Source organism: Pseudomonas kulmbachensis (assembly GCF_963681935.1).
In the GTDB taxonomy this organism is placed as follows: domain Bacteria; phylum Pseudomonadota; class Gammaproteobacteria; order Pseudomonadales; family Pseudomonadaceae; genus Aquipseudomonas; species Aquipseudomonas kulmbachensis.
Map to the genome: position 1 here is coordinate 5,002,374 of NZ_OY817088.1, position 13,894 is coordinate 5,016,267.

14 protein-coding genes are annotated in these 13,894 nt (G+C 58.6%); 7 read left to right on the forward strand and 7 right to left on the reverse strand.

Going from position 1 to position 13,894, the window contains the following annotated elements; translation table 11 throughout:
- Positions 1–50: 50 nt before the first annotated feature.
- The 7 genes from hisI to U5A05_RS22835 all read left to right on the forward strand — a co-directional run bounded on the left by hisI (position 51) and on the right by U5A05_RS22835 (position 4,794).
- Entirely contained in the window at positions 51–452 is a 402-nt protein-coding gene (gene hisI / locus U5A05_RS22805; protein ID WP_261740092.1) for a phosphoribosyl-AMP cyclohydrolase, read from the forward strand.
- A complete protein-coding gene (locus U5A05_RS22810) occupies positions 445–777 on the forward strand; it encodes a phosphoribosyl-ATP diphosphatase (RefSeq protein WP_016783168.1) in 333 nt (110 codons plus the stop codon). The genes hisI and U5A05_RS22810 overlap by 8 nt, the downstream gene beginning before the upstream one ends.
- A 24-nt stretch (positions 778–801) precedes the next feature.
- On the forward strand, positions 802–1,080 hold the full coding sequence (locus U5A05_RS22815; RefSeq protein WP_019825245.1) for a twin-arginine translocase TatA/TatE family subunit: 279 nt from the start codon (positions 802–804) through the stop codon (positions 1,078–1,080).
- 10 nt (positions 1,081–1,090) lie between these two features.
- Positions 1,091–1,483, forward strand: coding sequence for a Sec-independent protein translocase protein TatB (gene tatB / locus U5A05_RS22820; RefSeq protein ID WP_261740093.1), 393 nt, complete (start codon positions 1,091–1,093; stop codon positions 1,481–1,483).
- 4 nt (positions 1,484–1,487) lie between these two features.
- Positions 1,488–2,285, forward strand: a complete 798-nt coding sequence (gene tatC / locus U5A05_RS22825; protein WP_261740094.1) for a twin-arginine translocase subunit TatC — start codon at positions 1,488–1,490, stop codon at positions 2,283–2,285.
- The gene (locus U5A05_RS22830; protein ID WP_261740095.1) at positions 2,282–2,992 is read left to right on the forward strand and encodes a 16S rRNA (uracil(1498)-N(3))-methyltransferase; all 711 of its coding nucleotides are present in this window, start codon (positions 2,282–2,284) and stop codon (positions 2,990–2,992) included. The genes tatC and U5A05_RS22830 overlap by 4 nt, the downstream gene beginning before the upstream one ends.
- Before the next feature lie 233 nt (positions 2,993–3,225).
- Positions 3,226–4,794, forward strand: coding sequence for a methyl-accepting chemotaxis protein (locus U5A05_RS22835; RefSeq protein WP_261740096.1), 1,569 nt, complete (start codon positions 3,226–3,228; stop codon positions 4,792–4,794).
- Positions 4,795–4,866: 72 nt separating this feature from the next.
- Here U5A05_RS22835 and U5A05_RS22840 read toward each other — a convergent pair whose 3' ends face one another.
- The 7 genes from U5A05_RS22840 to pip all read right to left on the reverse strand — a co-directional run bounded on the left by U5A05_RS22840 (position 4,867) and on the right by pip (position 13,694).
- Positions 4,867–5,601: an amino acid ABC transporter ATP-binding protein gene (locus U5A05_RS22840; RefSeq protein ID WP_261740097.1), complete on the reverse strand. Its 735-nt coding sequence runs from the start codon at positions 5,599–5,601 to the stop codon at positions 4,867–4,869.
- The gene (locus U5A05_RS22845) at positions 5,594–6,553 is read right to left on the reverse strand and encodes an amino acid ABC transporter permease (protein WP_395247093.1); all 960 of its coding nucleotides are present in this window, start codon (positions 6,551–6,553) and stop codon (positions 5,594–5,596) included. The genes U5A05_RS22840 and U5A05_RS22845 overlap by 8 nt, the downstream gene beginning before the upstream one ends.
- Positions 6,554–6,694: 141 nt before the next feature.
- Complete coding sequence (locus tag U5A05_RS22850) at positions 6,695–7,492, reverse strand: transporter substrate-binding domain-containing protein (RefSeq protein ID WP_261740099.1); 798 nt, start codon at positions 7,490–7,492, stop codon at positions 6,695–6,697.
- Between the two features lie 286 nt (positions 7,493–7,778).
- A complete protein-coding gene (gene mdoH, locus U5A05_RS22855; protein WP_261740100.1) occupies positions 7,779–10,331 on the reverse strand; it encodes a glucans biosynthesis glucosyltransferase MdoH in 2,553 nt (850 codons plus the stop codon).
- Positions 10,324–12,057 (reverse strand): glucan biosynthesis protein G, encoded by a 1,734-nt coding sequence (locus U5A05_RS22860; RefSeq protein ID WP_321834977.1) that lies wholly within the window; start codon positions 12,055–12,057, stop codon positions 10,324–10,326. The genes mdoH and U5A05_RS22860 overlap by 8 nt, the downstream gene beginning before the upstream one ends.
- A 231-nt stretch (positions 12,058–12,288) precedes the next feature.
- Positions 12,289–12,726: a D-aminoacyl-tRNA deacylase gene (gene dtd / locus U5A05_RS22865; RefSeq protein WP_261740102.1), complete on the reverse strand. Its 438-nt coding sequence runs from the start codon at positions 12,724–12,726 to the stop codon at positions 12,289–12,291.
- A complete protein-coding gene (gene pip / locus U5A05_RS22870; RefSeq protein ID WP_261740103.1) occupies positions 12,723–13,694 on the reverse strand; it encodes a prolyl aminopeptidase in 972 nt (323 codons plus the stop codon). Before pip ends, dtd begins: the two co-directional genes overlap by 4 nt.
- Positions 13,695–13,894 lie beyond the last annotated feature (200 nt).

Below are 13,894 nucleotides of genomic sequence, written 5' to 3' on the forward strand. Positions count from 1 at the left end.
AATTCACCAGGCCTCAGCCACAGGGTTGAGGCAGGTTGTCGGAGTCGAACATGAAAGACTGGCTGGACGAGATCAAATGGGACAACGACGGCCTGGTGCCGGCGATTGCCCAGGACCACAAGACCGGGCGCGTGCTGATGATGGCCTGGATGAACCGCGAGGCATTGAGCCTGACTGCCGCCGAGAACCGTGCCATTTACTGGTCACGTTCGCGTGGCAAGCTGTGGCGCAAGGGCGAAGAGTCCGGCCACGTGCAAAAGCTGCATGAAATGCGCCTGGACTGCGATGCCGATGTGATCATCCTGATGGTCGAACAAATCGGTGATATCGCCTGCCATACCGGTCGCCAGAGCTGCTTCTACCGCGTGTACGAAAACGCTGAGTGGAAAACCGTCGACCCGGTGCTCAAAGATCCGCACGCCATTTACCACGCAGGGCACTCCCATGACTGACACCTTGAGCCGCGTAGCCCAAGTGCTCGAAGCACGCAAAGGCGCAACTCCCGACAGCTCCTATGTCGCCAGCCTGTACCACAAGGGCCTGAACAAGATTCTGGAAAAAGTCGGCGAAGAGTCGATCGAAACCATCATCGCCGCCAAAGACGCCGCCATCAGCGGTGATTGCAGCGATGTTATCTACGAAACAGCCGATCTATGGTTCCATAGCATGATCATGCTGGCCCAGTTGGGGCAGCATCCTCAGGCAGTACTGGATGAACTGGAGCGGCGTATCGGCACCTCCGGCCACGTGGAAAAAGCCTCCCGGCCGTCCGCCTAAATCACTTTTGCTAAGGAACACATCATGGGCATTTTTGACTGGAAACACTGGATCGTCATTCTGGTAGTCGTAGTCCTGGTCTTCGGCACCAAAAAACTGAAAAATCTGGGCACCGATGTCGGCGAATCGATCAAAGGCTTTCGCAAGGCCATGAACGACGACGAAAAACCTGCCGAGCCCGTGGTTCCGCCTGCGCAGCCAACTGCTGCACCACAACCACACACCACTTCGACCCTGAACGAGCCGCACACCATTGACGTGCAGGCACAAAAAGTCGAAGAGCCGACCCGCAAAGACGTGTGAGCCAAAACTAATGTTCGGTATCAGCTTCAGTGAACTGCTGCTCGTTGGCCTTGTGGCCCTGCTGGTGCTCGGCCCCGAGCGACTGCCAGGTGCTGCGCGCACGGCGGGCCTGTGGATCGGGCGCTTGAAACGCAGTTTCAATGCGATCAAACAGGAAGTTGAACGTGAAATCGGCGCCGACGAAATACGTCGGCAGCTGCACAACGAACATATCCTGTCGATGGAAGAGGAAGCCAAGAAGATCCTGGCCCCTCTGCAGGACGCCGTGAAGCCGCTGACCCCGACCGAGCCAACAGTTGCGCCTGTCGAGCCTGCGAACACTGCCCCCGTTAGCCTGAGCAAAGACCCTGCGCCTCAACCGGCAGCGCCACACGACCCTACCCTGCCACCGCGAGCCCCTTAAGCGCATGAGCGATAAGCCTGATCACGACCAGCCAATGCCGCTGGTTTCGCATCTCACCGAGCTGCGCACCCGCCTGTTGCGCTGCATCGCGGCGATTTTCATCATCTTTGCCGGGTTGTTCGCCTTTACCCAGCAAATCTACACCCTGGTCTCCACGCCGTTGCGTGAATACCTGCCGGTAGGCGCGACGATGATCGCCACCGACGTGGCCTCGCCGTTCCTCACGCCCCTCAAGCTGACCATGATGGTCTCGCTGTTTATTGCAATTCCGGTAATCCTGCACCAGATCTGGGGGTTTATCGCTCCTGGTCTGTACAAGCACGAGAAGCGCATAGCCGTGCCGCTGCTGGTCTCCAGCATCTTCCTGTTTTACGCAGGCATGGCCTTCGCCTACTTCCTGGTGTTCCCGCTGGTGTTCAAGTTCTTCGCCGCTGCTACCCCGGAAGGCGTCGCGATGATGACCGATATCAGCAGCTACCTTGATTTCGTCATGACCCTGTTTTTTGCCTTTGGCGTGGCCTTTGAAATCCCGGTGGCCGTGGTATTGCTCGTCTGGATTGGCATCGTCGACGTCAAATACCTGCGCAAGATTCGCCCGTACGTGATCATCGGCTGCTTCGTAGTCGGCATGATCCTGACTCCGCCCGACATCTTCTCGCAAACCTTGCTCGCCATCCCGATGTGGATGCTGTTTGAAATCGGCATTATTTTTGGCAGTTTGGTCAGCAAGAACAAACGCGGCGAACACCCGGACGAACAATCGGCTGACAACGACGCCCAACCGCCAGCGCCACAAGCGTGAACCTGCTGCTCCTCGAAGAGGCTGATTTCATTGCCGCCGACCGCGTGATCCTGCGCGATCGGCGCCTGACTCACATGCAGGAAGTTCACCGTGCCGTCGTCGGCGACAGCCTGCGCGTCGGCCGGATTGGCGGGTTGATGGGCAGCGCCGAGCTGGTGCGCCTTGAAGCACAAGAAGCCGAGCTGGTTATCCACAGCCTGGACCAGCCGCCACCGGCCAAACTGCCACTGACCCTGTTGCTCGCCTTGCCGCGCCCAAAAATGCTGCGCCGCGTGCTACAAACCGTGGCCTCGATGGGCGTGCCGAAGGTCATTCTGGTCAACAGTTACCGGGTAGAGAAAAGCTTCTGGCAGACCCCGTTTCTGGAACCCGAAGCCATTCGTGAACAATTGATTCTGGGCCTGGAGCAATCACGCGACAGCGTACTGCCTGAGATCGTCATCGAAAAACGCTTCAAGCCGTTTGTCGAAGACCGCCTGCCTGCGCTGGTCGAAGGCACCCTGGGCCTGGTCGGTCATCCGGGCGATTACCCGGCCTGCCCGCGCGGGCTGGACGAAGCGGTCACACTGGCCATCGGCCCGGAAGGTGGCTGGATCCCTTACGAAATCGATTTGCTGGCCAAGTCAGGCTTGCAGCCGGTGCAACTGGGCGCGCGCATCCTGCGGGTCGAAACCGCCGTCACCGCCCTTCTCGCCCGATTGTTCTGACCTCCCCAAACCTGTAGCCGCTGGCGCAGGCTGCGATAAGGTCCGCAGGACCTTCGCTTCTCGCCTGAAAATCAGGGTCGCTCCGCGCGCCCATCGCAGCCTGCGGCAGCGGCTACAGGTTCTTGACGTTCGTCACACATTCAACCTGCGCACTTCAGTTATCCCCCTGCGCGCCGATGCCCTGATAACCCATGAAGACCGTTACGTAACTCGGTCAATAAAGGAGTATCACCATGTTCCATCGGCTGGCCCAACGGCTCGGCAATATAAGCGTCAATCGTAAACTCAGTCTGGGCTTCGGGCTGGTGCTGATGCTGACCTTGCTGATCACCGCAACGGGCTGGAATGGTCTGGTGTCCGTCATCGACCAGGGTGACAAGCTGGCCAATATTTCGAAAATCATCGGCCTGACCAAAGACCTGCGTATTGCCCGCCTTGAATATGAACGCCAACCCGGCGAAAACACCCTAGCCGAAGTCACTCACCAACTGAGCGAACTGGACAACGGCCTGGAGCGAGCACGCAAACAGCTGGTAGCTCCCGACGAGCTGACACTGGTCGAACAGCAACTCAACGCCGTGGCCGAGTACAAACGCGCCTTCGCCGACCTGATTCAAGGCACTCAAGCCAGTGAACAAGCCATTGAGCGCATGCACCGCCAGGGCACTGTCCTGATCGAGCAGAGCCAAAAACTCTCGGCTCTGCAAACAGCCAAGCGCGACGCTGACAGCCGGCAGGCCACCACCCTGCTGATCGGCTGTACGTTGCTGGCACTGGTACTGGGCATCATTGCGGCCTGGGCCATTACTCGCCAGATCGTTATCCCGCTGCAACGCACGCTGAAAACCGTTGAGCGAATCGCGGCAGGCGACCTGACCCACGACCATCAAACCGACCGTCGCGACGAACTGGGGCAGCTACAGCAAGCCATACAACGGATGACCGCAGGCCTGCGCGAGTTGATTGGCGGAATCAGTGACGGCGTGACGCAAATCGCCAGCGCCGCCGAAGAACTCTCGGCGGTCACCGAGCAGACCAGTGCCGGGGTCAACAGTCAGAAAGTCGAGACAGATCAGGTCGCCACCGCCATGCATGAAATGGCGGCGACCGTACAGGAAGTGGCGCGCAACGCCGAAGAAGCCTCTGAAGCTGCAATTGCTGCCGACCAGCAGGCCCGCGAAGGCGACAGCGTGGTTGCGCAGGCCATCGCCCAGATCGAGAAGCTGGCGATTGAGGTCGGCCATTCCACCGATGCCATGGGCCATCTCAAGCGTGAAAGCGACAAAATTGGCAGCGTGCTCGACGTGATCAAGTCCGTTGCCCAGCAAACCAACCTGCTGGCGCTGAACGCTGCCATCGAAGCTGCACGGGCTGGAGAAGCCGGTCGCGGGTTTGCGGTGGTGGCCGACGAAGTACGCAGCCTGGCGCAGCGCACGCAAAAATCCACGGAAGAGATCGAAGAGCTGATTGCCGGCCTGCAAAGCGGCACTCAGCAGGTGTCCAGCAGTATGGACAACAGTCGCGCCCTGACGGACAACAGCGTTGAACTGACCCGCCGCGCAGGCGAGTCACTGGGCAACATCACCCGTACAGTGTCGACCATTCAGGGCATGAACCAACAGATTGCAGCGGCTGCCGAACAGCAGAGCGCGGTGGCAGAAGAGATCAACCGCAGCGTGTTGAATGTGCGAGATGTATCAGAGCAAACCGCCGCCGCCAGTGAAGAAACGGCGGCCTCCAGCGTTGAGCTGGCGCGCCTGGGTACACATTTGCAGACGTTGGTGGGGCGGTTTAAGGTTTAACAGCAGCTGCAAGTGGCAAGTTCAGAGCAGAAGCAGATCTGCTTCTGCTTCTGCTTCTGCTTGTAGCTGCCGTCAAAGCACCTGGCGCAAAAACGCCTGGGCGCGCAGGTCTTTAGGCGAGTTGAAGAAGTCTTCCGGGGCGGAGTCTTCCAGCAGTTTGCCGTGGTCGAAGAACAGCACGCGGTTCGCCACTTCGCGGGCAAAGCCCATTTCGTGGGTCACGCAGACCATGGTCATGCCTTCGCGGGCCAGGGTCTTCATCACGTCCAGGACTTCGCCGACCATTTCCGGGTCCAGCGCCGAAGTGGGCTCGTCAAACAGCATCACCTTGGGCTCCATCGCCAGCGCACGGGCAATCGCCACGCGCTGTTGCTGACCGCCCGAGAGGCGCGACGGGTACTCGTTGGCCTTCTGCCCGATACCGACCTTCTCCAGCAACGCCCGGGCCTTGGCTTCGCGCTCGGCCTTGCCACGCTTGCGTACCACCTTCTGCGCCAGGCACAGATTTTCCAGTACGGTCATGTGCGGGAACAGGTTGAAATGCTGAAACACCATGCCGACTTCACGCCGATAGGCGTTCACATCGGTTTTGGGGTTGGCCAGATCCAGGCCGTCGATGCTGACCGAGCCTGAGTCGAAATCTTCCAAGCCGTTAAGGCAGCGCAGAAAGGTCGACTTGCCAGAGCCCGAGGGGCCGATCACCACCAGTACTTCGCCCTGGGCGACAGTGGTGCTGACGTTGTCCACGGCGCGAACAATATGCCCGCGGGTGTCGAAGACTTTTACCAGTTCGCGAACTTCAATCACTTTGCGCGAGCCTCCGCTCAAGCCGGCTGGCGAAATGCGACAGCGGCAGGTTGATCAACAGGTACAGGCCCGCTACGCAGAACAGAATCTCGAACGGCGAAAACGAGGTGGTGATGACTTCACGGCCGCTCTTGAGCAACTCGGTAATCGCAATCACCGACACCAGCGAGGTGTCCTTGACCAAGCTGATAAATTGCCCGGCCAACGGCGGCAGTACACGCTTGAACGCTTGCGGCAGCACCACATGGCGCATCGATTGGCTGCTGTTGAGGCCCAGCGAGCGAGCCGCTTCGTTTTGCCCGCGAGCGATGGACTGCACACCCGAACGAATGATTTCAGCCACGTACGCACCGGTGAACAACGACAGCGCGGCAATACCGGCAAATTCGCGGGACAGGTTGAGTACAGTGCCGATGAAGAAGTAGAAGATAAAAATCTGTACCAGCAGCGGCGTGCCGCGCACCAGCTCGACGTACAGAGTCGAGAGATCGCGCAGGGTCGGGTTATTCGACAGTCGGCACAGACCCGTGGCCAGCCCGATGATCAAACCCAGTACGCCTGACACCAACGACAGCCAAACCGTGGTCCACAAGCCCCAGAGCAGCGGCCCGGCGGCCCAATGGCGGTTAACGCCAATCACATCGCCTTCAGCAACATCATCGCCTTCAGCCAACTGCAGGCTGTTGTCGGCGACAGTCACGCGTTGCTCTTTGCCATCTTCGCCACGCAGTACGACTTCGGCAGTATCGCCTTTGCGCACCAACTCAATCACGGTCGAGGCTTCAGTCGCCCGCTGGGCTTCTTCGGCTTGATAGGCGAAGTACTGCGGGACGCGGTTCCAGCGCCATTCGTAAGACATCAGCGAGGTGGCGTAATACAGCGCACCCGCCAGACCGATGAGCACCAGCACGGTCAATACGTGCCAGGGCCACTGGACTTTTTTTTGTTTGATCACTTTGATATTTCCGTAGAGAGCAGCGCAGACAGCGTGTGTAGCCGCTGCCGAAGGCTGCGATGGGCTGCAGGCAACCCCAGAATCTGAAGGCCCTTCGGTCCTTATCGCAGCCTACGGCAGCGGCTACAGGAATCGCGCTTATTCCATGTCTTTGAGCCAAGCGGTGTCTTTGAACCACTTGTCATGGATGCGATCGTAGGTGCCGTCTTCGTGGATCTGGTGCAGGAAGTTATTGATGAAGTTGATGCTGTCGTAGTCGCCTTTCTTCAGACCAAAGGCCAAAGGCTCGTAGGTGAACGGCTGGTCGAGGAACACCAGTTTGCCGTTACCGAACTTGTTTACTGCAACAACGTTGTACGGCGCATCGTAAACGAAGGCATCAGCCTTGCCGTTTACCACGTCCAGCACACCTTCTGGCTCGTTGTCATAGCCGTGGTACTGGGCTTTGGACATCAGTTTGCGGGCGATCATTTCACCCGTGGTGCCGATTTTCGAGGTCAGGCGGTATTGTGGGTCGTTGAGGTCTTTGTAGGACTTGATCTTGTCTTCCAGCTCTTTGCGGATGAGCAGGGTTTGGCCCACAACGATGAAGGGTTCGCTGAAGTTCAGGCGCAGGTTGCGTTCCTGGGTCAGGGTCATGCCGCTGCCGATCATGTCGAACTTGTTGGTCATCAGGGCCGGGATGATGCCGTCATAGCCAGTGGAAACCAGCTCCAGCTTGACGCCCATGGACTTGGCCATGGCTTTGAGCAGGTCAACTTCGAAGCCAATGATCTGGCCGCGCTTGTTGGTCATTTCAAATGGCATGTAGGTTGGGTCCATGCCCACCTTCAAGGTGCCGCGCTTGACCGCGTCATCAATTGCGCCCGCATGGGCTGCGCTGATCGCCAGTACCGCAGTGACGCCGACCAGCAGTTTCGATAGAAACTTCTTCATCATCAACTCCCCTCAACCTACTCAATTAAGGTGTTGGCCAACGGCGGGCTCGATTCAAAAAGCCAATACAGCCGGGCACTCACCCATTCGGAAACGGATGCTAACTCACAGAAGGGTTGTGACACGAGTTTTGCGAGAGAAAAGCAGGATGGGTGCGGGCTATGGATCCGCTACAGAGAAACTTCAATGTGGGAGCGAGCCTGCTCGCGAAGTTCATTCGCGAGCAGGCTCGCTCCCACAACCCCCCATAAAGCAGAAACCCCACCGTAGTGGGGTTTCTTTTAGATCAGGCTGAAGGCTGTAACGGCAACAACGGGGCATGCGGGTCGGCAGCAACCGACTCACGCCAGGCGTTCAACCAGTCTTCATGACCCTCGTTCCACACCAGAGCGTGCAAGCGCGCCAGGGCAACAGGGTCGCTCAGCAATGCCATACGCTCGTTGTTGGTGACGCCCTGAGGACCGACTTTCAGCGCGTGACGCACACGTTCGGTGCGCAGCCATTCAATCGGCTCGGCTTCACGGTGACGCGACGTCGCCAACGCACAGGCCAACGCGTTCTGTTGCGGATCAACCACAGCCCGCACAAAACCATCATGCAGTGCGTGGTAGCGGTTCTCGTGGGTGTATTCGGCGGTGGCCGACAATTCGCGCGGCGGTGCGTATTCCTCGGGAATCAGGAACAGGCTTTCGTCGCGAGTCTTGAGGCCCAGCTTGACCCGGCTGGAGATCACCGAAACCGGGATCGACAGCATCAGTGAACCGACAATCGGCACCAGCCACCACAGGAAGCTCGGGTTCAACCACAGCACCAACGCAGCCCAGGCCGCACCCAGCAGGGTTTGCGGGCCATGACGGCGCACAGCTTCACTCCACGGCGTGGAGTCGTCGTCACGCTGTGGCGAGTTCCAGGTCGCAGCCCAGCCCAGGAACGCAGCCAGTACGAAGCGGGTGTGAAAGATCATGCGCACCGGCGCCAGCAGCATGGAGAACAGCATCTCCAGCAACATCGACAGTGTGACCTTGAACTTGCCACCGAACTCTTTTGCGCCCTTGGCCCAGATCAGAATGATGCTCAGCAGTTTAGGCAGGAACAACAGCACGATCGTGGTCGAGAACAACGCCACAGCCTTGTCCGGGTGCCATTGAGGCCACAGCGGGTAGAGCTGGCGCGGTTCCATGAAGTACTGCGGTTCCATTAGCGTGTTGACCGCCAGCAAGGCCGTCGACAGCAGCAGGAAGAAGAACCACAGCGGCGCTGACAGGTACGACATCACGCCCGTGAGGAACACCGCACGGTGTACCGGGTGCATGCCCTTGACCAGAAACAGGCGGAAGTTCATCAGGTTACCGTGGCACCAGCGACGGTCACGCTTGAGTTCGTCCAGCAGGTTAGGCGGCAATTCTTCGTAGCTGCCTGGCAGATCGTAGGCAATCCACACGCCCCAACCGGCACGGCGCATCAACGCGGCTTCAACGAAGTCGTGAGACAGGATCGCGCCCGCAAATGCCCCTTTGCCCGGCAACGGCGCCAGGGCGCAGTGCTCGATAAACGGTTTCATGCGGATGATGGCGTTGTGGCCCCAGTAGTGGGATTCGCCCAACTGCCAGAAGTGCAGACCGGCTGTAAACAGCGGCCCGTACACACGGGTGGCGAACTGCTGCATGCGCGCATACAGAGTGTCCATGCCCGACGCACGTGGCGCGGTCTGGATGATACCGGCGTCTGGCGTGGCTTCCATCAAGCGCACCAGGCTGGTCAGGCATTCGCCGCTCATCACGCTGTCGGCGTCGAGTACCACCATGTACTTGTAATCGCCGCCCCAGCGACGGCAGAAGTCGTCGAGGTTGCCGCTCTTGCGCTTCACACGACGACGGCGACGACGATAGAAAATCCGCCCGAAGCCTTCTGTTTCGCGGCACACATCCAGCCAGGCCTGTTGCTCGGCGACACAAATATCAGGGTCGTTACTGTCGCTGAGGATAAAGAAGTCGAAGCGATCCAGATCACCCGTAGCCGCTACCGATTCGTAGGTCGCCCGCAAGCCCGCAAATACGCGGGTGACGTCTTCGTTACAGATCGGCATTACCAGTGCAGTACGTGCCTGCTCAGGGATTGGCTCATTACCGGCGCTTTTGCCGGAAATACGGTACTTGTCGTGCCCGGTCAACAGTTCCAGAAAGCCCATCAAGGCGGTCCAGAAACCTGCCGATACCCAGCAGAACAAAATCCCGAACAGGATCAGGATGCTGGTTTGCAGTGCATACGGCAGCACTTGCTGCGCTGTCTGCATCAGCGGTTGATGCAGCACTTCTTCAAGGTCAACAAACGCCCAGCCCTGGTACGGCATGATGCCTTTCATGTACCAGCCAGCGACGATGGTTTGGCCAAGCATCAAGACCAGCAGGATGTAACGGCGGATCGAACCCACCGTACGCCAGCGGGCCTTGGGCAAGACGCGCTCGTCGATTTTCGGCGCAGGCGGATTGCTGCGCCCGGTCAGACGCCGCCAGCCACGAACCAGAATGTTGGTACGCCACGGCTCTGGCACCACTTTGGTGCGACGGATCGGTGGCGTGGCCTTGAGCATCACCCGGCCACTGGCATCGAGGGCGAGCATTTCTGCGTCCTCAAGCTCAGTCGCCGAAGTCAGGTTCAGACGCGTGCCAACCGAGGCCTGTGCGGCCTCGCTGGCATCAACATCGGTCTGCGCCGACAAGCGTGCATGCAACTCGTCGAACGAGGTGCAGCTCGCCAGTTCGGCGCGCTGCTCATCGCTCAGAGGCAAATGCGCCAGGTACTCGCTGAGCGAGGCCGGTTGGGGGTGAGCATTACTCATCGGCGGGCAACTGGTAGCTCCAGGTCTCGGTCAACACTTTTTCAGTCTTCACCGGTTCTGGAGTGGCTGGGGTTGCGTCAGCCGTAGGAGCCTTGGCGTCCTTGGCTGCGTGTTCTTTCTTCTCTTGTGCCTTGGCCGCAGCTTTTTCAGCTTTGGTCAAAGGCGCTGCCGGTTTGGCCGCCGGTGCATGCTCAACATCCTGAACCAGCGAAGCTCGCATTTCCGTGGACTTGCTCGGATCCTTGATTTTCATCCGCAGGGTCAAGCGCCAGCCCTTGGTTTCAGGGTTGTAACGCACGCTGTTTTCAACCAGCTCGGCATTGTCCCCGACACTGACCTGGCTGCGCACAGCGGCATCTTCAGGCAAGGCCTTGAGCGACGGGCCTTCGAAGTCGACCAGGTAGGCGACGCTGCCGTCAGGCTGGCGGATCAGGTTCGATTGCTTGACGTCACCGGTCGAACGCAGGGTCTGTTTGACCCAGGCGCTGTCAGTCGGGTGCAGGGCCGCTTCGTCCATGGTCCAGTGCAGGCGGTAGGCGAAATCAAATGGCTTGAGTGGCTCTGGCAGAGTGGCCGGGCTCCAAAACGCAACGATGTTGTCGTTGGTTTCGTCAGCGGTAGGAATTTCTACCAGGTCAACCGAGCCTTTGCCCCAATCACCCTGCGGTTCGATCCAGGCGCTTGGGCGCTTGTCGTAGTTGTCGTCAAGGTCTTCATAGTGGCTGAAGTCGCGGCCACGTTGCAGCAAGCCGAAGCCACGCGGGTTTTCAACCGAGAAGTTGCTCACCGACAAGTGTTTCGGGTTGTTCAGCGGACGCCAGATCCACTCGCCGTTGCCAGCATGAATGGCCAGGCCCGACGAATCGTGCAGCTCGCGACGGTAGTTGAGGACTTTGGACGGTTGGTTAGCGCCGAACAGGTACATGCTGGTCAGCGGAGCAATGCCCAGCTTGCCAACCTTATCGCGCAGGAACATTTGCGCTTTGACATCCACTACCGTGTCCACGCCCGGGCGCAGGGTAAAGCGGTAAGCACCGGTAGCCCGTGGCGAATCCAGCAAGGCGAAGATCACCAAGTGCTTGTCATTAGGCTTGGGCTTTTCGATCCAGAACTCGGTGAAGCGCGGAAACTCTTCGCCCGACGGCAATGCAGTGTCGATCGCCATACCACGGGCAGACAGGCCATAGATCTGGCCCTTGCCCACAACGCGGAAGTAACTCGCGCCCAGCATGGTCATGATTTCGTCCTGCTTATCCGCCTTGTTGATCGGATACAGCACGCGGAAACCGGCCCAACCGAGGTTTTCGGTCGCTTTAGGGTCGAACTTGACGTCGCCGAAATCGAAACGACTGGAGTCGTACTTGATCTCTTCAACCTTGGTGGCGGTCACTTCATTGATTTTCACCGGCGTGTCGAAATGCATGCCTTGGTGATAGAAGGACAATTTGAACGGGGTTTTATCGCCCGCCCACTCAGCCTTTTCACGCTTGAACTGAATCTTCTGATAATCCGCGAACTTCATGTCGCGGAATTCATTTGGCAAATTGCTGCGCGGCGCTTGGTACTTCTGCTCGGCGAGGGTTTTAGCCTCAGCCGCCACGTCATCCAGACTGAATGCCCACAGTTGACCCGCACCGAACAAGCAAAAGAGCGCAGAGCCCGTCACCAGTGCGTTGCGAAACCGCTTGGCAGACATTTTTGGTGCATTTAATGGACTAACAATCACGAGCAAACCTCGCCGAAAACAGATGATGAAACCAACGGCCAGCGATCTAAATGCCAGGTTGGCGAGCACTGTTCCGACAATTGGTAGAGGTTTTAATTCCCCCATCGTGTCGGATTAGTCTCTGTGTAGCGCGGGATTATCTAGTAGCCCGCGTGACAACGCATCTACTGTCAGCAAGTATTTATCGCTAAAACCCCCTGTTTTCGGACGAAAACACGGATTTTCAGTGTTTTAAATATGTAACAGGAATGTCACAGGGCCATCATTGACCAAATGCACCTGCATATCAGCCCCAAAACGCCCTGAGCCGACGATCGGGTGAAGGCGTTTTGCCTCAATCAGCAGGTGATTGAACAGTGCCTCGGCCAATGCTGGAGGCGCTGCCGTGGAGAAGCTGGGGCGCAGGCCACTTTTGGTATCGGCGGCCAGGGTAAATTGCGAAACCAGCAGCAAACCGCCACCAATATCAGCCAGTGACAGGTTCATTTTGCCTTCGGCATCGCTGAACACCCGGTAGTTGAGCAGCTTGTGCAGCAACTTGGCCGCGCTCGCTTCGGTATCACCAGGTTCGACGGCGACCAGCACCAGCAAGCCCTGGTCGATTGAACCGACAATCTCCCCTGCTACCTCTACCCGTGCGCCCCTGACACGCTGCAACAGGCCCTTCATGCTTCGTCGGGCTGCAAGTTGAGCAGGCTGCGGGCCATTTGCTCGGTGGCGCGCACCAAGGCATCGGTAATACCGGGTTCAGAGGCCACATGCCCGGCCTCGCGGATAATTTGCAGCTCGCTGCCAGGCCAAGCCTGATGCAGCTCCCAGGCGTTATCCAGCGGGCAAATCATGTCGTAGCGGCCATGCACGATCACCGCTGGCAGGTGGGCAATCTTGTACATGTCACGCAGCAACTGATTGGGTTCCAGGAACGCGTTGTTCATGAAGTAGTGGCATTCGATACGAGCAATGGACAAGGCCCGATGCGGGTCGCAAAAACGTTCGACCACTTGCGGGTTGGGCCGCAGGGTTGCAGCACGTCCTTCCCAGGTCGACCAGGCCTTGGCCGCATGCATCTGGGCGATCTGGTCATTGCCTGTCAGGCGCTTGTGAAAAGCGCTCATCAGATCGTGACGCTCTTCCTGCGGGATAGGTGCTATGTATTCCTGCCAGTAATCCGGGAAAATCCGGCTGGCACCTGCCTGATAGAACCACTCGATTTCTTGAGGACGTGCCAGAAAGATCCCACGCAGAATCAGTCCATGTACCCGGTCCGGGTGGCTTTGCGCGTACGCCAGTGACAGGGTCGAGCCCCAGGAACCACCAAACAACACCCACTTGTCGACACCCAGGTACAGACGAATCCGCTCCATGTCGGCGACCAGATCCCACGTGGTGTTGCTGTCCAGGCTGGCATGCGGCGTCGAACGCCCGCAACCGCGCTGATCAAACGTAATGATGCGGTACAGGCCCGGATCAAAATAGCAGCGACTGTTGGCATCGCAGCCCGAACCTGGCCCGCCGTGGACAAAAACCACAGGCAAGCCATCCGGCGAACCGCTCTCGTCAACGTAAAGCACATGCGGCCCATCAACCGCCAGCTCATGCCGGGCGTAGGGTTTGATCTGCGGGAACAAGGTCTGCATTACGCACTCCGAGAGAGGGGCTGAAAAATGTTGCCGTCTGGCATCATAAACCCGAATGGGTGCAAGGAGCATGTCCTTAAAAAGGCTGTGGTTGAATATCTGGCAACTGCATAAATCCTGTGGGAGCGGGCTTGCTCGCGATTGCATCGATGCGGTCTAACCGTAAGACCGAGTAGTCCGCATCGCGAGCAAGCCCGCTC